The organism is Fibrobacter sp. UWOV1, assembly GCF_900142495.1.
Classification (GTDB): domain Bacteria; phylum Fibrobacterota; class Fibrobacteria; order Fibrobacterales; family Fibrobacteraceae; genus Fibrobacter.
This window is the reverse complement of sequence record NZ_FRBA01000001.1, coordinates 38,318-59,929: the sequence shown is the minus strand read 5'-3', so window position 1 is coordinate 59,929 and position 21,612 is coordinate 38,318. Positions and strand designations below refer to the sequence as shown.

Genomic DNA, 21,612 nt, shown 5'->3' with positions numbered 1-21,612 from the left:
AATTTTTTTGATTCATGAATATGAAAAGGAACCCATTGGGGTTCCTTTTTAAAATTTGTTAAAGTCTCCGATTTTGTCGGAGATTTTTTTTACTTCTTGAACTTCTTCAGAATCGCTTCGGCCTTGCTGAACTGCTGCTTCACGGATTTGGGACCCGTGCCGCCTTCGATGTTACGGCGGGACACGCTGTATTCGAAGGTGAGTGTCTTCTTCATCTGCTTCACGTTCGGAACGCCGGCGCTTGCCCAGGCCTCGTCGGAGAGGTCCGTGAATTCGAGGCCCTGGCGGGCGGCTTCGCCGACCAGGCTACCGACCACGTGGTGGGCATCGCGGAACGGCACGCCGGATTCGACGAGAAGATCGGCGAGGTCGGTAGCCAGCAGCGCCGGCAGCATCTTCGCGTGCATCTTGTCGAAATTGAAACGAGCGCTTTCCAAGGCTTCCTTCATCACGCGGAGAATCACCTTCACGTTATGGACGGAGTCGAAAACCGGTTCTTTATCTTCTTGCAGGTCGCGGCTGTAGCTGAGCGGCGCCCCCTTCACCAACGTGTAGAGGGCGCTGAAGTTACCGAGCATGCGGCCGGACTTTCCGCGGATAAGTTCCATGGAATCCGGATTCTTCTTCTGCGGCATCATCGAGGAACCGCTAGAGAAGGCGTCGTGCAGGGTGAGGTAGCCGAATTCGCTGGTGCTCCAGTTCACGAAGTCTTCAGCGTAGCGGCTCATGGTGTTTGCGATAATGGCGAGGTCTGCTTCGAATTCAAGCATCATGTCGCGATGGCTTACGGCGTCGATGCTGTTCGGGCTAACACCGTTGAATCCGAGTTCCTTTGCGACGAGGGCGCGGTGGTACGGGAATGCAGAACCGGCCATGGCGCCGCTACCCAGCGGAAGTTCGCTGTGCAGTTCCAGGAAGTTGTCGAGGCGCTTCACGTCGCGGCTCACGGCAAAGAACATGCTCATCAGGTAATGGCTGAAGTAAATCGGCTGAGCCTGCTGCAAGTGGGTGTAGCCCGGCATCATCTTGCCGAAGTATTTCTTGGCGAGGTCGAGCACCGTTTCCATCAAAGAAACTTCGAGGGCGCGGATTTCGGTGGCGCGGTGACGCATGTAGAGCTTGAAGTCCGTGCAGACCTGGTCGTTACGGCTACGGCCCGTGTGAATCTTCTTGCCGAGGGCACCGATGCGTTCGGTGAGCACGCGTTCTACGGCCATATGGATGTCTTCATCCGATTCTTGCCAAAGGTTCTTGCCGGCCTTGTAATCCTTGAGGATGCTGGCGAGTCCGTCGCAAATTTTCTTGTAGTCGGCCTTGCTGAGCACGCCGGATTCCACCAGGCCCTTGCCGTGGCCAATGCTGCCTTCGATGTCTTCTTCGATGAGTTCGGCGTCGAATTGCAGGCTGAAGCTCAGGTCCACCATGCTCTGGGCCATGCCGCTAGCGAAGCGGCCGGTCCACATGTTGGTCTGGGTGCCTTTCTTGGCAGAAGATGTTTTGCCGGAATTCGTTTTCACGTTGCTCTTGTTTTGTGCCATTTGCAAATCCTTTTGTTTTTTTGCGCGTGCAAATATAAAATTTTCTAAGCTCAACCAACTAAGCTCTAAGTTCTGTTTCTACATCAAAGCGTACTTGAGCAAGAATATCGCGGTGAGCACAATCATGACCCAGTGGACATTCTTGATCTTGCCGGTGAGAGCGTTTATTAAGGTGTAAGAAATCACGCCGAACATGATGCCGTCCGAAATGGAATAGGTGAGCGGCATGGCAATCATGCAGATAAAGGCGGGAATCGATTCTCTCGGGTTTGTCCAGTCAATTTTGGCGATGGAGGTCATCATGAAGTAGGCGACCATGGTGAGCGCGGGGGCTGTTGCAAAACCCGGAATCGCCATGAAGACTGGCGCAAAAAGGAGCGAAAGCAAGAAGAATAATGCGACCGAGACGGCGGTAAGGCCCGTCTTTCCACCGTAGGTGACGCCGGCGGCGCTTTCCACGTAAGTGGTCGTAGTCGATGTTCCGCAAAGGGCGCCGATCGAGGTGGCGATTGCGTCGCAGATAAGCGCCTGAGAAATGCGGGGGAGCTTGCCGTCTTCTTTCAGGAACCCGCCACGGAACGAAACTCCAATCAGAGTGCCCAGCGTATCGAACAGGTCTACAAAGAAGAAAGCGAAAATCACGACAAAGAAGTCAAGCGACTTGATGAGCGAAAATCCTTGGCCGACAATAGCATCGCCTCGGGTGAGAGTCCAGGATTCCGGATGGAAAAGCGCTCCGCAGGTGATTCCGAATTCGCGGAAGGAACGGTCCAAAGTCTGCAGGTAATCGCCGAACTGCGGAATTACGGAATGAAATCCGGCTTCGGGATTCGGAACGTAGATGCCTGCAAATTCGGTGACAATGCCGAGCAGCCAGGTCGCAAAAATTCCAAGCAGGATGGCGCCGCGGATTCCTTTAATCAAGAAGGCCGAGGTAATGATAATGCCCCCCAGGGTAAGAATCGCCCAGATGCCGCTTGTGTGCATGTCGACAGAATGAAAATTGATGAGGCCTACGATGGTGGAGTTGTTGGCGACCACGATTTTACCGCCCTGCAAGGCGATAAAGGCGATGAATATGCCGATGCCGACCGCAACGCCCGATTTGAGCGAAAGGGGAATGCTGTTAAAGAGTTTTTCGCGGACAGAGACGACAGAAAGTATCAAGAATAGGATGCCTTCGACAAAGACGGCTAACAAGGCGAATTGCCAGCTGTAGCCCATGCTCAGCACCACGGTGTAGGCAAAGAAGGCGTTTATGCCAAGGCCAGGGGCAAGTGCAAAGGGGTATTTCGCGACAAAGCCCATGAGGGCAGAACCGACGGCGGCCGCGATGACGGTGGCGATGAAGACGCCGCCCTTGGGCATTCCTGCGGCCGAAAGAATTTCGGGGTTCACCGCCAGAATGTAGGCCATGGTCATGAAAGTCATGAGACCAGCGAAAAATTCGGTGTGGATGTTGGTCTGGTTGTCACTCAACTTGAAGAATTTGTCGAGAAAGAAAAATTCTTTCTTGAGTTCACGATCGGCCTTGTACATGAATGTCTTTTTCTTGTTCTCTTGCATTTTCCCTTCCGTCATTCCCGCAAAAGAGGAAATCTGTTTTTAAATTAATAATCCACAGTCTACTTCCTACTTCCTACTTCCTACTGCCTACTGTCTACTGTCTACTGTCTACTGTCTACTGCCTACTCAAAATTCCTTCTACAGTCGCGATAATTTTGTCCCTTTCGCCGCACCAGTCGGGGGCGATGAGCATGTCGCTCGGGCTTTCGCCGCTAAAGCGCTCGATGGCGGTTTCAAAGCCGATAATCTTGATCATCTCGGCGACCGCTTCGCAGTATTCTTCAAAAGTCAGGAGCTTGATTTCGCCATTGGCGTAATCCTGCGCCATGACGGTGCCCGCCACGATGTGCAGCGGGTGAATCTTGACCGCGGCGAGTTTCAAGCCGCGCACCACTTGGGCGGTATGCTTGAAATCTTCCATGGTTTCGCCGGGGAGCCCTACGATCACGTGCGTGGTAACGGTGAGTCCTGCCGCCTGACAGCGCTTGACGGCATCGGTAAATTCGGCGAGGGTATGCCTGCGGTTGATGGCGGCGAGCGTCAAGTCGTTTGCGGTTTGCAGGCCGATTTCTACGATAATCGGTTTCTTGTGATTAAGTTCGGCGAGATAGGCGACCTTCTCGTCTTCGAGGCAGTCTGGGCGCGTGCCTATGGCGAGGCCTGCAATTTCCTTGTGCTTGATAATCGGGTCGATGATTCCGCGTAGGTGCTCCAGCGGCGCATGCGTATTCGTGTACGGCTGCAAGTAAGCCAAAATGCCTGCATTCGGGTACTTTTCACGGAGGCGCGGCACGAACTTGTCGAGCTGTTCCTGAATCGATACCTTCGCCTGGTCGAATACCGGACTGAAACTCCTGTTATTGCAATAGCTGCAACCCGAAAAACTCTTGGTGCCATCCAGGTTCGGGCAACTCATGCCGCCATTCAGCGGGAGTTTGCGCACCTTCAGGTAATTCGGGAAAACCTTCAGCAGTAAGTCTCGGTATGGAGTGTAATGCATGCGAAATAATATAGTATTTAGTGGATAACAAACATAAGACGGTCGGCTGTAGACTGTGATTGTAAGTATTAAAAAGCAAACCGAATGTAAACTTAAATTATATTTAGTCACTATGATGTATAGGTTTCTTTTTGTCTTTTTGATGTCGCTTTTTGTGTCGCAAGTTTTTGCGGCAAATTCAAACGATTCGACTGGTACAACTCCGACGAAATCTTCGCATGCAGAAAAGGGCGGGCTCCTAGCCAATCTTCATGCCGTTCAAGAAGACGAAGCGATTCACCGTGGAAACTTCCTGACGGGTGCCACCCTGTTTTTGCTGCAGGGCGAATCTGACGAAGATGCCCTGAATATCATTTTTGGCGATATTTACAAGGCCGAGGGGTACACTTTTACGGCCGAAGGTTTTGGCGGTTATTTTATCCGTGATGCAATCGCGATCGGTGCCCGAGTGGGGTATAGCCGGACCTTTGTGGATATCGATTTTTCCATTCTCGAAGATATTGCCGATGTCAAGGAACATCGCAAGTACGTGAGCAACGGATTCTTTGTACAACCCTTCTTGAAAAATTACTTGAAAGTTTTTGATTCCAGAACGGTCTATTTCTTTAACGAGACCTCACTCAAGGTGGAATATTCTTATGGCATATCGCAAACCGACGATGGCGAAGAATTGTCCAAGACGAAAAACCACGGCTGGACATTCAACTTCGGAATCAATCCGGGCTTGAGCATTATGGTGCTGGACCGCTTGGCCTTTGAAACCTCGGTGGGCCTTTTGGGCTTGAGTTCTTCGTTCATGGAAATCGAAGAAAACGGGGAATCCCGTAGCGAGGTGCTGTACAATATCGTGAATTTCAAGATCAACTTGCTGGCCTTGGACTTTTCGTTGGTCTATTTCTTTTAACAAGTGGGGAGTGCTAATATGAAAAAGTGGAGTTTCCTTGCTTTGATGATGCTTCTTGGCGCATGTACCGCCGATTACGATACGTTTGACACTTCGGATTATCGCGAACTCAAAGAAATTGCCGTCGCCGAACAAGACGGCTCGCCGGCGATTTATTCGGAGCAACACCGCATCGAATTTGACTTGGTCGAAGTTCCCGACTCGCTTGATACATGGGAATCGGTGACACTTGAAGAACTCGATATGAGCCATTTTGCAACGCTTCATTTGGTGGCGGGCGATATTGATGATTTCCCGACGGATTCTGCGGGGCTCGATTCGCTTGCCAAGAAGGTGAAGTATTCCAAAGAGACTATTGAATCGGGCAAAACGATCCAAATTCCTTCTAGCCATGTGCTTTATGTGGTGGTGGTTTCTGAAAGCGGTAAAAAGTCCGTTTGGCAGTTGAAATTCAATATCCCGAATGTGGAGCCTGAAAGTGGTTCTGAATCCAGTAGTTCCTCGGCCAAGTCCAACAGTTCTGCAGAAAGTAAATCGAGCAGTTCCGAAAAGAGCGACAAGTCCAGCAGCTCGGAGTCCAAGGAAACTTCTAGCAGCTCCCAAAAATCCGCGGATAGTTCTGCGGCCACATCAAGTTCTTCGGAAACTGATGAACCCGGCACCGCCGAGGCCCCCAAGATTCTAGCACTTTCGATTGCCGGGAAAGATGCTGTCATCGATGAAGAAAGCAAGTCTATTCATGTAGACAATCTTGCCTTCCGTACGGATTTAACCGCTCTTGAACTTTCGGCGATGGAACTTTCAGAAGGTGCTACGGCCAATGTGACCGTGGGCGAGTCCTACGATTTTGGCGCGGGCGTTCAGGTCAAGGTAACAAATGAAGATGAAAGCGTCACTTATTCGGTGAAGGCGGGCTACCAGTTGCCGGGCGAAAATTTCAACTCCTGGAACAAGAATGATGTCACGCCGGATTCTATTTGGGGCAACGCCAATACGATTTTGACAACCACCGAAAAGAAAACTTCGGGTTCTATGATTGGCGCAATGATTAAAACTGGTTCCGCTCTTACTAAGATTGCAAGCGGGAGCCTCTATACGGCCGACTTTAACCCCAATGGCGTGGGCACGCTTTCGATGGCCAGTTCTTCGACCTGGCCCGATGGCAATGAACTTCTGGACTTTGGCAAGCCCTTTGCGGCAAGGCCCGAATACATGGAAGTCAAGTTCAGCTACGAAGGCAAGGGCGACAGCTGCGATATCTACATTCTGCTAGAAAACCGCACCGGCAACAAGAATGTGAACCGCAAGTCCACCGATGTCAACACGCTGGTGGCTTCGGCTTGGTTCCGTTCCACCAAGGCTGACAACTCCGGCCGCGAAAATCCGGACGTCGTAAGCGTTTCGGAACCCGATGAAAATGGCATGCGCACGCTCCGCTTGAAGCTCAAGTATGGCGAACCTCTTGAAGGATCTCCCATCGAAAATTCTTCGACATTCGATACCAAGTTGAAATCTTCGAATAAGGCCGCTATCAATAACGGCCTCGTGCAGGGAACGGGCGAAGAACCCGTGACACACATTCGCGTGGTGTTCGCCTCCAGTGCCGACGGAAATCACTACAAGGGCGTATCAGGTGCTACGCTCATTGTAGATGATTTGAAATTGATTTATTAAATAAAACTCACAAGGGGTTCCCAAACCACGGTCTTTTAACTAACTTTTTGATAAGGTTAAAAGATGATGAGAAAATTCCTACTCCCAATCTTCATAGCGTTTTATGCGCTCGCCCTGGTTTCTTGCGAAAGTAAACAGGCGGTAATCCCCAATAAAGTCCACAGCATTAACGATCTCGGCCACAAGAAGGTGGGCGTGCAAATCGGCAATACCGCCGATATTTACGCGTCCGATTTCGGCGGCGATACGGCAAAAATCGACGTGGACCGCTACACGAAACTGGCCGATGCCGTGCAGGCGCTGTTGCAGGGGAAAATCGATGCGGTCATGAGTGACGACCAGCCGGCCAAGGCCTTTGTGCGGCAGAATCCGTCGCTCCGCATTCTCGAAGAAGTCTTTGTCGAAGAAATGTACGCGGGCGTGGTCGCGAAGGGCAACGAAGCGCTGCTCGATACGGTGAACCAGGCGCTCGCCCAGATGAAATTGGACGGAACCTACGATTCCCTCTTTAACACCTACATCAATCGCAGCGGCAATTACCATTACCAGAAGAAGGTGACCGAAGGCCCGAAGCTGGTGCTTTCAACGAACGCCCAGTTCCCGCCGTACGAATACTACGAAAACGCCAAAATTACCGGTTTCGATATCGAAGTGGTCAACTATATTGCCGACTTCATGAACCGCACGGTTGAAATTCAGGATATCGAATTCGATGCGATTATCAATGCGGTTTCTTCGGGCAAGGCCGATGTGGGTTTTGCAGGCTTTACCGTGACCGAAGAACGCAAAAAGTCCATCAATTTCACGACTCCGTATACACTATCGAAGATTGTGGTGATTGTACGCGGCGACGAGGCTGTCCAAAGTGAAGAATCCTTCGCCGATCACCTTCACAAGAATTTTGTGAAAGAGGACCGCTGGAAGTTCATTGTCACAGGTCTTTGCAATACGCTGATTATTTCGTTCTTTGCTGCGCTGCTAGGCATTCTGATTGGCTTTGTGATTGCGCAAATCCGCACCAGCAATGAATTCAATGGCCGCCATAAGGTTCTGAATGGAATTGCCAGGGTGTACCTCGCCGTGATTCGCGGAACGCCGATGATGATCCAGCTGCTCATCATTTATTACATCGTATTCTCGTCGGTGAACGTGAACAAGATTCTCGTGGCGATCGTGGCTTTCGGCGTGAATTCGGGTGCATACGTTTCCGAAATTATCCGCAGCGGTATCAAGGGGGTAGATCCGGGGCAGATCGAGGCGGGGCGCAGCCTCGGACTCAAGTTCCGCACGATTCTTTACAGCATCGTTTACCCGCAGGCTTTCAAGAATTCGCTCCCGGCTCTTACGAATGAATTTATCTCGCTCATCAAGGAAACTTCCATTTGCGGCTACATCGGCTTGACCGATTTGACCCGTGGTGGTGACATTATCCGCAGCATGACCTACGAAGCAATGCTCCCGCTCCTTGCTGTAGCGGTCATCTACTTTATCCTTGTGGCAGGACTTTCGTCTTGCGTTGCAAAGCTTGAAAAGAGGTTGAAGAAAAATGAACGCTAATGCAGAAACTTTAATCCAGGTCAAGGACCTTTGCAAATCTTACGGCGACAAGCAGATTCTCAAGGGAATTTCGCTTGACATTCATCGCGGCGACGTGATTGCGGTTATCGGGCCTTCGGGCTGCGGCAAGTCCACTTTCCTCCGCCAGTTGAACCTGCTTGAAATTCCGACAAGCGGCGACATTTTGCTGGACGGCAAGCGCATCTTGGCGAAGGGTGTTTCGAAGCCAGATGTTCGCAGGCGCGTGGGCATGGTGTTTCAGCAGTTTAACTTGTTCAAGAACATGACTGCCCTCAAGAATATCATGTTCGCTCCGATGAAATTGGGGCTCATGACCAAAGCCGAAGCGGAAAAGCGTGCGAAGGAACTCCTGAAACGTATCGGGCTCCTGGAACGTGCGGATCATTACCCGGCACAACTCTCCGGCGGCCAACAGCAGCGTGTGGCGATTGCCCGCGCCATGGCCATGCAGCCCGAGGTAATCCTGTTCGACGAACCCACCAGTGCCCTGGACCCCGAAATGGTCGGCGAAGTCCTCAAGATCATGAAGGACTTGGCCAAATCCGGCATGACGATGGTCGTGGTGACGCACGAAATGAGCTTTGCCCGCGAAGTCGCCAACCGCGTGCTGTTCTTTGCCGACGGCTACGTCAAGGAAGACGGCACCCCCGAACAAATCTTCGACAATCCGAAAGATTCCCGCCTCAAGGAATTTCTCTCGGCATTGAAGAAATAGGGCTATACAATCGGGAACATCATACGTGTCCAGAGGGCGTCATCTAGATTGACTCTTTTTTAGTTCCTTCTCCAAGGAATCAAAGAGGTCTTTTTGACGGGTTGATTTTCCCTTTGAAAAATCGTCTTCACTTTGAGCCAAAAGTCTTAAAATTTTTGAGGCTTTATTCTGCATTGAATAACCCTATCTACTCTCGCACAATCTCCACAGCCGCCAGTTCCTTGCCGGTTTCCAGGTGGTGTACGCTGAATCGCGGGGGAGTGGTGGAGCCTTCGCCGAAGGTCTCGTAAAGTCCGAAGGTCGGCGGATTTCCGCCCTTGGGCAGGCTCGTGGAGCCCGGGTTCAGGCAGAAGACGCCGTCAGCGTTTTTTTCGGCGGTGAAAATGTGGGTGTGGCCCGAAAAATAGACGTCGGCCTTGTAGTGGCTGAACAGATACGGGTCGTACAGGTGACCGTGGCTCAAAAATAGGCGCAGTCCGTTTTCTTCGATTTCGGCAAAGTCCGCAAGGCACGGGAATCCCAGCACCATCTGGTCCACTTCGGCGTCGCAGTTCCCGCGCACCGCAGTAATTTTTTCCTTGAGCGGGCTCAGGAGTTCGACAACTCCTTGCGGGTCGTGTCCGCCGGGGAGCGGGTTCCGCGGCCCGTGATAAAGAAGGTCGCCCAATAGGAAAATGCGGTCGCATTTGAACATGTCGAGGTAAGAAAGCGCCATCTTGCAGGCGAACGCAGAACCGTGAATATCAGAAAGAACTAGAGTGCGCATAGGATAATTCAGAATTCGAATTTCGGATTTCGGAGATGATTGTAATATAGTTAAAATAGAGTAGGCGGGCGAAATAGAAATAGGTATATTTGACGTGATGAGCGTTTTCTACCACCTTCCCGGACTGTTCGAATTTTATGACCTGTACAAGGCGTTCTTGCCACTGTTCCGCGAGCATCGGGAATTCTTTTACGAGTGGTGTGAAATCGGCTCCATTTACGGTGCGCCCAGCGATTGCCTTTGGGGTGGTGGCCGCGTCGGTTTTGGCGATGCGGAGCCCGAAGAGGTTGCCGCGCTCACGAAGGAATACGGCATCTCGGCGCGCCTGACCTTCAGCAATTCCTTGCTTCGCAAAGAACATCTTGCCGACAAAAAATGCAACGCCCTGTGCACCCTCTTTGAGAAAAACGGAGCGGCTCCGAGCGGTGTCATCATTCATTCGGATTTGTTGCTCGATTACATTAAGGCGAAGTATCCGGGATTCTATTTCGTTTCTTCGACCACGAAGGTGCTGACAGATTTCGCCCAATTCGAGGGTGAACTGAAGCGCGATGAATTCAGTTACGTGGTGCCGGATTTCAGGCTCAACAAGCAATTCGCCAAACTCAACGCGCTAACGCCTGCAGAAAAGCAGAAAGTCGAGTTCCTGTGCAATGAATGCTGCTGGTTCGGCTGCCAAGACCGCAAAAAGTGCTACGAGAACGTGAGCCAAAAGAACCTCGGCGAAACACATGAAGACCACGTATGTGCCTCGCCGAACGCAGGGCGCGGCTACCGCTTCTCTGACGCCATGAAAAATCCCGGCTTTATCGGAATTGACAACATTCAAAACATGTACGCCCCGCAAGGATTCCGCCACTTTAAAATCGAAGGCCGCAGCCTCGGCAGCGCCGTCGTCCTGGAATTTCTGCTCTATTACATGACCAAACCCGAATTCCAGCTCAAGGTCCGCGAAGAAATCTACCTCAACAGCTCGCTCGACTTGTTTTGAGACGAACCATGCTTATTTTTTCCGTTTTTCGGCTTTATGGCGTGTTTTTCATTGTCTGAAACACGAAAAAGTGCTATATTTGATGCGTAAAAATCTAATTACCTTAAAAGGAAGGTTAAATCATGGCTAGAAAGAAGATTGCACTTGTTGGTGCTGGTCAAATCGGTGGTACAATGGCTCTCGTGCTCGCCCAGAAGAATCTTGGCGACGTGGTCCTTATCGATATTCCGCAGACTCAGGGCATGCCGAAGGGCAAGGCTCTCGACATTATGGAAGGCCGCTCTGTCATCAACTCTTCTGTGGATCTTCAGGGGTCTACCGACTACTCCGCCATCAAGGGCGCAGACGTCGTGATCGTGACCGCCGGTTTCCCGCGTATGCCGGGCATGAGCCGCGACGACCTTCTGGACAAGAACTGCGGCGTGATCAAGACCGTTGCCGAAGCCATCAAGGAAAACGCTCCGGATGCATTCGTCATCGTGATCACCAACCCGCTGGACGCCATGGTCTACAACATGCAGAAGCAGTCCGGCCTCCCGGCCAACAAGGTCATCGGTATGGCTGGCGTGCTTGACTCTGCCCGTCTCGCTTGCTTTGTGGCCGACGAACTGGGCGTGTCTGTCGAAGACGTGAAGGCCCTCGTGATGGGCGGCCACGGCGACACCATGGTTTCCATCATGGAATGCGTGTCTGTCGGTGGTATCCCGGTTTCTCAGCTCATGAGCAAGGAAAAGTTCGCCGAACTCGCCAAGCGTACCGCCGGTGCCGGTGGCGAAATCGTGAACCTCCTCGGCCGCGGCTCTGCCTTCTACAGCCCGGCAACTTCCGCCATCCACATGGCCGAAGCCTACCTCCTCGACAAGAAGAGCGTGTTCTCTTGCGCTGCCAAGCTGAACGGTGAATACGGCGTGAAGGGCCTCTACTGCGGCGTGCCGGTCGTGGTCGGTGCAAACGGTGTCGAAAAGATTCTCGAAGTCAAGATGAGCGACGAAGAAAAGGCCGCCTTCGCGAAGTCTGTTGAGGCTTGCAAGAAGAACGCCGAATGGGTCGACGCACATACCTAATAAGACCGAACCGGCTAAACTTGGCTAAGTCCGTACCCTGAAGCCGGTTCTCTCGCCAACACGACTCGTTAAGACGAGTCGCTTTTGGCTCACGGAAGACCGCTCGGCTCTATCGCACAAACAAGAATGTGATATCGCCTCGCTCTCGCAACCGCCCCTGTTTAATAACAGGGGCTTTGTTGCTCACAGAGACCGTTCGCGCCCAATTGTATTGGAATTGAAGAGCCTGCCCTGAACTTGTTTCAGGGTGGGCTTTTTTGTAGTCGCGCGAAGTGTGGACTTTTTATTTTGAAATTTTGATAAAACCTACATAATTCTGTTTTTACCTGCTGAAAGTGTGGACTTTTTAATAAAAATTCTATTGACTTTTGAAGGATTTAAAGATATATTTAGATTAGACGTGTCGTCAGGGAGTTTATAATGGTTATGGGCCTGGGAAAATCTTTTGGTTTCGTGGCGCTATTGGGAGCGTCGCTTGGTGTTGCGACGTCCTCCGCTGCCGACTGGTATGCGAAGGATAATTTGCAACCCGGTCACGACCCGAGCATGGTACGGTTCGAGGACGGCTACGCCCTCATGAGCACCAACAACAATCTGCAGCTCTGGACATCCGAAGACGCATACACCTGGAAGGACCACAAGTCGACCGTGAGCGCCATTCCGCAGTGGGCCTACACCTATGCTCCGGGCACCGAGGGTATCTGGGCTCCCGACGTTTTCTACATGAACGGCGAGTACCGCGTGTATTACTGCGTGTCCGTCTTTGGCAAGCGTTCTTCGGCAATCGGCTACCAGTCCACAAAGTCCATTATGCCGGGCACATCGGGCTACAGCTGGACCGACCACGGCCACGTTTTCCACACGACGACTAGCGACAAGTACAATGCCATCGATGCCGACGTTGTGCGTGACACCGAGGGCAATTACTGGATGGCTTTCGGTTCGTTCGGGTTGGGCATTCAGCTGATTAAGTTAGATGCAACGACAGGCTACCAGGCGAGCGACGACAAGACGGTCTACAACATTGCCCGCCGTACCAGCAGCGCGAGCGGCGGTGCCGAAGAAGGTCCGAGCCTGATTGAGCATGGCGGGCAGTATTTCCTGTTCACCGCATGGGACAAGTGCTGCCAGCAGGGCGCAAACATCGAGCAGACAACGTACAAGACGGCTTACGGTCGTGCAGACAAAGTAACCGGACCGTACAAGGACCGCGCCGGTTACACCATGGCGAACGGCGGCGGCACGATTCTTTTGGAACGCTACGGGCGCTACGTGGGGCCGGGCGGCGGCGAGGCCTTCCAGGACCTGAACCGCGTGCGATTTGTGCACCACTACTACGACTTGAACGGAGACAAGTACAATCACATTCATATACGTGATGTTGTCTTCACCGAGGATAACTGGGCTGAGATGGGACAGCCCTTCCTCGGGCGTTATTTGAGCGCCGAAGTCGAGCATGGCGCGCTGACCCGCGCTGTTTCGGGCGACCTTGCGATTACCCGCAGCAATACGGCCTCGAACGGGGAATACCTCGCGTACGTGAATACCGAGGGCTCCAAGATTCGCCTGCCGATGAACATCATGCAGGCGGGCGATTACCTGCTGCGTTACCGCTACGCGAACGGTGGCGATGCGGCCGCAACACACAAGGTGACGGTGAATGGCAAGTCGCAGACGGTGACGCTCCCGCCTACGGGTTCCTGGGGCACTTTCCCCGAAAAGTCCGTGGTGATGGTGCCTGCGAAACTCAAGCGCGGTGGCAACTTCATCGAAATTGAGCCTTCGCCTAACGGTAATTTCGCGGAACTCGACCGCATTGACTTCTTGCGCATTATCCGCGATACGATTCCCGCGAACGGCTTTGACAACGGCATCCGCGTGCGTCTCACGAAGGACGATGAGTTCGCCATCAAGGATGGCGGCTATGCGATTTTCGAGAACGTGGTAACGGATTCGCTCAAGGATATCGGCAATGTTTTCCTTCAGGTAAAAAATGCTTCGTCGGGTAAGATCGTGATTCGCGACGGCAAGAAGGACGGGACTGCGGTCTTCACATGTGACCTGTCAAATAGATCTCTCATGGGTGGCGGCTGGTCTGCGGCGAAATGCTCGGGCGACATGGGCCTGCGCGGCATCAAGGACCTGTACCTGACGGCATCGGGAATTTCCGGCGAGGCGATTCTCGGGAATCTCATCTTTGAGCCGATGCAGGTTGTCTGCAACCAAGCACCGTGTGGCGACCCAGTTTCCAGCTCCAGCGAGGTTGCGCCGGAAAGTTCCAGCAGCGGAACGACTGCGATTGCCCCGCGTGCAGTCCGCCACGATTCTCCGGCACCCGCCCGCAAGGCCTACCGCGACCTCAAGGGCCGCAGTTTTGACAAGCAGATTCCGTACCGGGTGATGTTCTAAGGGGTGATTTTAAAAAAGCCTGTTTGTCGTTTTTCTTATGTTCGGGTGTTTCATAATTCACCCGAAACATTTTTCGGTTGAAGGCGGGGTAATGAAGGTTCCGTTTTACATGGCTTGGTGTATTTAGAGCAATATAGCCTTCGGAGGTTTTACCTCGGCTCATAAAGAGCCCTTATAAGACTGCCTTCTGAATATACCTTTATTTATGCGGGTTCGCAAGCGGTTGGATGCTGAAAAACGCTGTTTCTTGTTGCGAAAAAATCAATGGTATTGGATTGTTGGATGGTTGACGAATGTCTTAGGGGAGTATAAATTTAGGGTATGGTGTATGGGTAAAGCGAGGAAAAATGAAATTCGGGATTGGCAAGGCGTCTGTCGTAACGACTGCGGCAATACTTACTTTAGCTTGTTCGACTTTTGCGGCCGATTGGTACGCGAAGGAGACGCGCTGGGCAGGGCATGACCCGGACATTATCCGTTACGAGGATGGCTATGCGCTTGCCACGACGGACAACCACATGCTCATGCAGTTTTCCGAGGATGCGCTGAACTGGAAGAACGGCGAGCCCGCCATGCCGGAATTTTCGAAGTGGCTTTACAAGTACGCGCCGAACATGATTGACATCTGGGCGCCGGACATTCATTACATCGGCGGGGAATACCGCATGTACTATTGCGGTTCCGAGATGGGCATCCGCTCGTCGGGCATGGGGTTCATGGCGAGCAAGGAAATCGACCCGACAAAACCAGGCTACGGCTGGACGGACATGGGCGAGGTGATTCACACGGTCAAGAGCGACGCCTACAACGCGATTGACGCGGCGGTGCTGAAGGACAACGATGGCAAGGTTTGGATGGCGTTCGGTTCGTGGGGCACGGGCATCCACATTCTGGAACTTGACGAATCGACAGGCAAGGTGAAAGACGGTGCGAAGATGATCAACATCGCGAACCGCGGCGGTTCGGGCATCGAGGGTGCAAGCCTCATCGAGCACGATGGTTACTACTACCTGTTTACGGCGTGGGACAACTGCTGCAAGAAGGGCGCCGACCTCGAGAACAATTCTTATAAGACAACTGTGGGGCGTTCCAACCGCATCGACGGCGGGTACGTGGATCGCAGCGGCAAGGCTCTCCTGAATGGCGGCGGTACGATCCTGTTGAGTCGTTACGGGCGTTACTACGGACCTGCGGGTGGCGAGGCGTTCCAGGACGTGAACCGCCAGCGCTTTGTGAACCATTACTACGACAAGAACGACGGCGGTAATTCTTACATACAAGTTCGCGACATCGTCTATACTGACGACGGCTGGCCGGAACTGGGGCAGCCGTTCCTCGGGCGTTACCTGAGTGCCGAGGTGGAACATGGCGCCTTGACGCACGTGGATATTTCGAGCAGCTCCGATGCATCGAACGGCGAGTTCTGCGCCTACATCAACTACGAAGACAGCAAGATTCGCCTGCCGATGATTATCCCGCAGGCGGGCGAGTACCTGATTCGCTACCGCTACGATAACAACTGGACCGAAGACGGTGCGAACGGAAGTTCGCACTTCGTGAGCATCAACGGCAAGAACCAGGAAGTGGCGTTGCCGCTGACGGGCGCGTGGAGCGCATTCCCCGAGAAGTCGGTGGTGTACATCCCAGCAAAACTCAAGCGCGGCTCGAACTTCATCGAGATTACGAAGGGCAAGCATTACGCAGAACTCGACCGCCTCGACTTCTTGCGCATTATCCGCGACACGATTCCGGCGAACGGCTTTGACAACGGCATCCGCGTGCGTTTGACTGCGGACGACGAGTTCGCCATCAAGGATGGCGGCTATGCGATTTTCGAGAACGTGATTACGGATTCCATCGTAGGCCCGGGCGTACTTGTGCAGGTGAAGAACGGAGCCGGCGGTACGCTGAACATCCGCAAGGATAGCAAGAAGGGCGACGTGATTTCGAAATGCGAATTGCCCTCGGCGGGTGACGCGAGCAAGTGGATTGACGTGCGCTGCAGCAACCTGCCGGAACTCAAGGGCGTGCAGGACTTCTACCTGACCGCAGATGGTCTCGGCGGCGAGACGCTCCTCGGCAACATCAAGTTTGACGAAGGCGTGAAGGATTCGACGGATGCAATCCGCCGAATCGATGGTCGCGACGGTCGCGCCCTCCGTGCGGATAACGTGCGTGCGCTGGGCAAGGGCTACCGCGACCTCAAGGGCCGCTCTTTCGACAAGCAAATCCCGTACAGGGTGATGTTCTGATTTCCTATATTTGTTCTATGCTTACTATTAATGGACAGAATGTCGATGCGGCGGGCAAGACCGTTGCCGAATACCTTGCGGAAGCGGGGTACAATACCGTGCGCATCGCTGTGGAACGGAACGAGGAAATTGTTCCGAAGGCAAAGTATGCCGAGACGGTGCTTGCCGACGGCGATATCGTTGAGGTCGTGAATTTTGTAGGCGGCGGGTGATGACTGCTGATCTTTCGCAGATGCGCGAACCTTCTCGCATGCCTTCGCAGAACGAGATGCACGCTGCGCTTGAAAAGCGGCAGGGTGCAGAGGCTGTGCGAAAGTTGCAGGCGGCAACGGTTGCTGTTTGCGGCTTGGGCGGTCTCGGCTCCAACATAGCGGTTTCCCTGGCGCGGGCCGGAGTCGGCAAACTGATTCTGGTTGATTTCGATTGCGTCGATGTGACGAACTTGCATCGCCAGCAGTACAAGGCGAACCAGGTGGGAATGCCGAAGCCTGAGGCGTTGCTTGCGAACTTGAAAGAGATTGCCCCGTACACGGAATACGAAACTCACTTTGAAAAGGTGACTGCCGAAAATGCGGTCCCGCTCCTGGCGAAGGCCGACGTGGTTTGCGAGGCGTTCGACAATGCCGAAGCGAAGGCGATGCTTGTGAACACGGTGCTTGAAAACATGCCTGAAAAGTTCTTGGTCGCGGCTTCTGGCATGGCGGGCTACGACAGCGGTAATGTGATTACGACACGCAAGGTGACTAAGCGCTTTTATGTTTGCGGTGACGGAAAAAGCGATGTGAATGACGGAATCGGCCTGGTTGCCCCGCGTGTAATGCTTTGCGCCGCCCACCAGGCCCTGACTGTGATTCGCTTGATTCTTGGGCTGGAATAATTCTATATTTACCCCCGAAAAAACATAAAGAAGGCTTTATGGACGACAAACTCGTTATTGGTGGTCACGAATTCAATTCCCGCTTTATTCTAGGTTCCGGAAAGTATTCCCTCAAGCTGATTGAGGCTGCTGTGCGCGATGCTGGCGCAGAGATTGTCACTCTCGCCGTGCGCCGTGCAAACACCAAGGATCACGAAAATATTCTGGATTACATTCCGAAGGGTGTAACGTTGTTGCCGAATACGTCCGGCGCACGCAACGCCCAAGAGGCGGTGCGCATCGCGCGACTTTCCCGCGAACTCGGCTGCGGTGATTTCGTCAAGATCGAAATCATGCGCGACACGAAGTACCTTTTGCCCGACAACTACGAAACCATCAAGGCGACGGAGACCTTGGCGAAAGAAGGTTTCGTCGTGATGCCGTATATGTACCCGGATTTGAACGTGGCGCGCGACCTCGCTAACGCGGGTGCCGCAGCCGTGATGCCGCTTGCCGCTCCGATTGGGTCTAACAAGGGACTTTCGACTCGCGAATTTATCCAGATTCTCATCGATGAAATAGACCTCCCGATAATCGTAGATGCAGGTATCGGTAAGCCCTCTGAAGCATGCGCTGCCATGGAAATGGGCGCTGCCGCGATTATGGCGAATACCGCACTTGCAACCGCCGGCGATTTGCCGCTCATGGCGCAGAGCTTTAAGCAGGCTATTGAAGCGGGCCGCAAGGCGTACCTCGCTGGCCTTGGCCGCGTGCTGACCCGTGGCGCTTCTGCCTCTGATCCGCTTACCGGATTTCTCCGCGACTAAATTTGGGTTTTAGGGGCCTCGCCCCTAGGCGAAGGGGTAACGAAAAAAAGAGCGCTTAAAGGCGCTCTTTTTGCAGTGAGGGGAAGGCGTTCCCCTTTTACAGTTCTAAAGTAATCAGCTCAGGATGACTAATGTGAAATGTGTAATGACTGATGTGGGATAATTCATTTCACATTCCACATCTCACATCTCTAATTAGATTCTACTGAACGTCTATTTGCACCTTATACATGGCCTTCTTCTGCGTGAGTGAACCGCGCGGGGCCGTAGTCACGGTGACGTTTTTCTTGGTCACGCCGGGTTGCTGCTGCAAGGTCTTGAGGAGTTCCTGGTTGCGGGCTTCGGCCATGGCGAGGATTTCTTTTTCCATGGTCTTGCGGTCCAGTTCCTTGGCATGTTCTGCGGCATAGGCGGCGTAGGCGCTGTCCTTGTCTTCGATGGCGACAATGGCCTTTTCGTCGAGTTCGTTGAGCGTCGTCTTGTTCTGTGTGGCCTTGTAGAAGTCGGTCTTGAGCTTGTGCGTCTTGTAGGCTTCGACGGTCTTTTTCATGTTGAAGTTCTGTACGAAGTTCATCTTGAGTTTCTTGTCCTTGGCGAGTGCTTCGACCATCTTCTGGGCCTTGGCGAACTGTTCGCTGGTGAACGAGCTTGCAAGCGGGTCGATGTAGATTTCGTCGTTCTTGCCGAGGTCAATGCCCACAACGCCTGCGCCCGCGGCGGCCACGTTACCCACCACCTTGAGCGGGGAGAGAGCCACCTTGATAAGCAAGTTCATCACGGTCTGCCACACGATTTTCAGGTAAGAGAATTCCGGATCCTTCACGTTGCCCTTTACGGGAACGTCGAACTGGATTTTGTCATCCTTGTCCTTGAGGATGTAGAGGCCGACCTTCATGGGAACGGTGTATTCCGGGTCGGTGGTTCCGTCCTTGTCGGCGACGTCGATGTTGTAGATGTCGATGGTGTTCTTACTTTCGATGTTCCAGCCGCTCATCTTGTTTTCGCTGGCGAACGCCATGGTGCCCGAACTGATGGGGTAGCCGGTGTAGTGGTGGCTATACGGCGAGAAGTGCTTGAGGGCGAGATTTTTGACGCTCACGTAAGCATCCATGGTGCTGATGTCGGAGAGTGCGCCTTTGTACTTGAGCGTGAGTGCGCCGCCTTCGGGGAAGGCTGCTGAAACGTTGATGGTGCAGGGCGTATTGAAGTTGATGTTCGAACCGTTGACAGTGATGTTGCTGACTTTGTAGTTGAAGGTCTGCTTGGGCGTGTGGTCCGATGCAGAAACGTTGGTGTTGACCACTTGCAGTTTGTTGATCACGGCCTTGAGCGGCTTGGACTTTTCGGCGGTCTTGGGGGCATCCTTTGCTGTCGTGTCGACCGGGGCTGCCTTTGCGGGCTTGTTCAGCGGTTCAAGCAAAATGTCGATGTTGGTCTTGCCGTTCTTTAAGAGGTCGAGGTGTGCGTATGCTCCGTCTACAATCACGGAATCCACGCGGAAATCCATTTCGTTCACGTTTGCCTTGGCAATGCCTACGCCGACGTGTGCAACGCCAATGGCCTTGCCGCTTGTTTCGGTGAGCTTGATGTCGTCGACAGAGACGGTTCCGCTCACGTTCGAAGACAAGACGTCATTCACGTTACCCGCAACGTTCAGGTCCACGCCGAGCGTGCCTTCGAAATCCTTGTAATTGATGAAGTCCTTGAGGTAGGGCTTTGCGACGGCAAGTGCAAGCTTGTTGAGTGTGACGTTCACGCCGAAGTCCTGCGTCTTCATGTTGAACTGGACTTTGATTCCCAGGTCGCCGCCGTTTGCGAACTTGAGGTTCACGCCGATGTCGGTGTTCTTGTTGCTGAAGTAGACGGCGGGAATGGCAACAGAGAAGTCCTGGATGTGGATCTTGGAGCCGACTTTGAGGTCTTCGTAAATGATGTTGCCTTTTTCAAGAGTGATGTTTTCGATGGCGACGCTGAATCCGCCCAAGGCTTCGGTCGGGTCGAGGTTCAATGCCTGAGCGGAGTCCGCTGCGGTGGTGTCGACCTTGGGTTCTTCCTTTGCGGCGGTGGTGTCGGCTGTTGAGTCAGCGGCAAACTTGTTGAGGATGTCGCTGAAGTTGAACAGGTCGCCTCTCTGTGCTACGCGGGTGTAGAGGCCTTTCAGGTAGATTTCGCTCACGCTGATCTCTTTAGCGATGAGTCGCGTGGGGTTCACGTTGATGCGGAACTTTTCGAATGCCACGAAGGGAGTGGTGCCGTCGGGTTCAAAGATGGCGAAGTCGTCGACGGTGACGGTAAACGTAAACGGGCTGAATTCCACGTTTTCGATTTTCATCTTTCGGCCGATGAGTTCTTCGGAGTGTTCGACTACGTAGTTCTTGGCTATGCCGGGGGCGATTTTGAGGGCGGCAATGACAATGACGATCAGAGCCGCGAGAACGATAAGGGCAATGTAACGTTTCTTCATGGTGCCCTAAAAATAGAATTCTTGCTTTGCAGATGTGTGTTAAATTTTTTTAGAAAGCCTTTTTCTATCTTTGTACATATAATGGAAAATTCCCTTGTGAATAACGATTCCCTGAATGTTTTGATTCTGGCGGCAGGCCTTGGAACCCGCTTGCGCCCGCTCACAAACGATGTGCCAAAGCCCCTAGTTCCCGTGGTTGATGCCTCGATTCTGGACTTGCAGGCCCGTAAGGCGCGTGCTATCGGAAATGTTCGTTTGCACGCAAATGCCCATTACCTGGCCGAACAGGTCGTTTCGGCGGGTGGAACTTTAGGTTTCGAAAAGGTCTGGGTGGAGCTGCCCGACATTTTGGGGACGGCGGGGCCGCTCAAGCGTATTTATAATGAGGGCTATCGCGGTGGGCTCTTGATTATGAATGGCGACGCCTATTGCGATTTTGATTTGAAGGCTTTTGTTGAAAATGCGCAGGCGTTGGCCGCTCAGCCGAATGGGCCGCAGGAGGCCTTGCTCGCAGTGGATTTCCCGAAGGTGAATACCTTCCGCGTCGGTGCAGACGGTCGCTTGGCGGGCATTGCCGGGAGGTTCGGCGAGACTTCCGGGACCCCTGCGACGTTCTCTGGCGTTTCTTGGTATAGCGACGAGGCTCTTTCGCGAATTCGCGACGGTGAATTCGATATCCGCGAATTCTGGAAGCAGGAATTGGCGGCGGGTCGCGCGCCGTTCGTGGACATGACGCAGCTGCATGCAACCTGGATCGATATGGGTTCGCCTGAAGGTCTCATGGCTGCGGTGGAGGCTCGCCTCAAGGAACTTAGCCGCGACGTGAACGAAGCTGTCGTTGAACCGGGCGTGGAATTGCCTGCTGGTGCCACTGTCAAGCATTCCGTGATTTATGCCGGTGCCGAAATTCAACCCGGCGAAACCATTGAAAACGAAATCCGCGGTAAGGGTTTCAAGTGGAACGTCCCTCCAACCTCTGTTTACTAACTACTAACCACTAACCACTGT

The 21,612-nt window shown here is 53.0% G+C and carries 17 protein-coding genes; 12 read left to right on the top strand and 5 right to left on the bottom strand.

Features of this window, described 5'->3' with window-relative positions; all coding sequences use genetic code 11:
- Positions 1 to 89: 89 nt before the first annotated feature.
- The 3 genes from argH to BUC02_RS00310 form a co-directional block, all read right to left on the bottom strand.
- Positions 90 to 1,538 carry an argininosuccinate lyase gene (gene argH / locus BUC02_RS00320; protein WP_083564319.1) on the bottom strand — a complete coding sequence of 483 codons (1,449 nt, stop codon included), beginning with the start codon at positions 1,536 to 1,538 and terminating at the stop codon, positions 90 to 92.
- Positions 1,539 to 1,616: 78 nt separating this feature from the next.
- Entirely contained in the window at positions 1,617 to 3,119 is a 1,503-nt protein-coding gene (locus tag BUC02_RS00315) for an NCS2 family permease (protein WP_217653051.1), read from the bottom strand.
- Positions 3,120 to 3,219: 100 nt separating this feature from the next.
- A complete protein-coding gene (locus BUC02_RS00310; RefSeq protein ID WP_073317115.1) occupies positions 3,220 to 4,104 on the bottom strand; it encodes a tRNA modification radical SAM protein MnmL/YtqA in 885 nt (294 codons plus the stop codon).
- Between the two features lie 112 nt (positions 4,105 to 4,216).
- Between BUC02_RS00310 and BUC02_RS00305 the strand changes: the two genes are divergently transcribed.
- From BUC02_RS00305 to BUC02_RS00290, 4 genes are all read left to right on the top strand, one after another.
- Complete coding sequence (locus BUC02_RS00305) at positions 4,217 to 5,008, top strand: hypothetical protein (RefSeq protein WP_073317112.1); 792 nt, start codon at positions 4,217 to 4,219, stop codon at positions 5,006 to 5,008.
- Between the two features lie 18 nt (positions 5,009 to 5,026).
- The gene (locus BUC02_RS00300) at positions 5,027 to 6,682 is read left to right on the top strand and encodes a PCMD domain-containing protein (RefSeq protein WP_083564318.1); all 1,656 of its coding nucleotides are present in this window, start codon (positions 5,027 to 5,029) and stop codon (positions 6,680 to 6,682) included.
- 63 nt (positions 6,683 to 6,745) lie between these two features.
- Complete coding sequence (locus tag BUC02_RS00295; RefSeq protein WP_073317106.1) at positions 6,746 to 8,239, top strand: ABC transporter substrate-binding protein/permease; 1,494 nt, start codon at positions 6,746 to 6,748, stop codon at positions 8,237 to 8,239.
- Positions 8,229 to 8,975 (top strand): amino acid ABC transporter ATP-binding protein, encoded by a 747-nt coding sequence (locus tag BUC02_RS00290; protein ID WP_073317103.1) that lies wholly within the window; start codon positions 8,229 to 8,231, stop codon positions 8,973 to 8,975. The genes BUC02_RS00295 and BUC02_RS00290 overlap by 11 nt, the downstream gene beginning before the upstream one ends.
- A 187-nt stretch (positions 8,976 to 9,162) precedes the next feature.
- Here the strand turns inward: BUC02_RS00290 and yfcE are convergent, their stop codons facing one another.
- Positions 9,163 to 9,741, bottom strand: a complete 579-nt coding sequence (yfcE, locus tag BUC02_RS00285) for a phosphodiesterase (protein WP_073317101.1) — start codon at positions 9,739 to 9,741, stop codon at positions 9,163 to 9,165.
- Positions 9,742 to 9,838: 97 nt separating this feature from the next.
- Here yfcE and BUC02_RS00280 point away from each other — a divergent pair, with 97 nt between their 5' ends.
- The 7 genes from BUC02_RS00280 to BUC02_RS00250 all read left to right on the top strand — a co-directional run bounded on the left by BUC02_RS00280 (position 9,839) and on the right by BUC02_RS00250 (position 18,140).
- Complete coding sequence (locus BUC02_RS00280) at positions 9,839 to 10,732, top strand: hypothetical protein (RefSeq protein WP_073317098.1); 894 nt, start codon at positions 9,839 to 9,841, stop codon at positions 10,730 to 10,732.
- A 122-nt stretch (positions 10,733 to 10,854) separates the two neighbouring features.
- Positions 10,855 to 11,796 carry a malate dehydrogenase gene (gene mdh / locus BUC02_RS00275; RefSeq protein ID WP_073054537.1) on the top strand — a complete coding sequence of 314 codons (942 nt, stop codon included), beginning with the start codon at positions 10,855 to 10,857 and terminating at the stop codon, positions 11,794 to 11,796.
- A 420-nt stretch (positions 11,797 to 12,216) separates the two neighbouring features.
- Entirely contained in the window at positions 12,217 to 14,205 is a 1,989-nt protein-coding gene (locus BUC02_RS00270; RefSeq protein ID WP_083564317.1) for a family 43 glycosylhydrolase, read from the top strand.
- A gap of 347 nt (positions 14,206 to 14,552) precedes the next feature.
- A complete protein-coding gene (locus BUC02_RS00265; RefSeq protein ID WP_254794030.1) occupies positions 14,553 to 16,457 on the top strand; it encodes a family 43 glycosylhydrolase in 1,905 nt (634 codons plus the stop codon).
- A 17-nt stretch (positions 16,458 to 16,474) separates the two neighbouring features.
- On the top strand, positions 16,475 to 16,669 hold the full coding sequence (gene thiS / locus BUC02_RS00260) for a sulfur carrier protein ThiS (protein WP_073317095.1): 195 nt from the start codon (positions 16,475 to 16,477) through the stop codon (positions 16,667 to 16,669).
- Entirely contained in the window at positions 16,669 to 17,334 is a 666-nt protein-coding gene (gene thiF, locus BUC02_RS00255; RefSeq protein ID WP_254794029.1) for a thiamine biosynthesis protein ThiF, read from the top strand. The genes thiS and thiF overlap by 1 nt, the downstream gene beginning before the upstream one ends.
- 38 nt (positions 17,335 to 17,372) lie before the next feature.
- The gene (locus BUC02_RS00250) at positions 17,373 to 18,140 is read left to right on the top strand and encodes a thiazole synthase (protein ID WP_073054524.1); all 768 of its coding nucleotides are present in this window, start codon (positions 17,373 to 17,375) and stop codon (positions 18,138 to 18,140) included.
- A 202-nt stretch (positions 18,141 to 18,342) separates the two neighbouring features.
- Here BUC02_RS00250 and BUC02_RS00245 read toward each other — a convergent pair whose 3' ends face one another.
- The gene (locus BUC02_RS00245; RefSeq protein ID WP_073317092.1) at positions 18,343 to 20,604 is read right to left on the bottom strand and encodes a DUF748 domain-containing protein; all 2,262 of its coding nucleotides are present in this window, start codon (positions 20,602 to 20,604) and stop codon (positions 18,343 to 18,345) included.
- A gap of 81 nt (positions 20,605 to 20,685) precedes the next feature.
- Here BUC02_RS00245 and BUC02_RS00240 point away from each other — a divergent pair, with 81 nt between their 5' ends.
- Positions 20,686 to 21,591, top strand: coding sequence for a sugar phosphate nucleotidyltransferase (locus BUC02_RS00240; protein ID WP_254794028.1), 906 nt, complete (start codon positions 20,686 to 20,688; stop codon positions 21,589 to 21,591).
- Positions 21,592 to 21,612 lie beyond the last annotated feature (21 nt).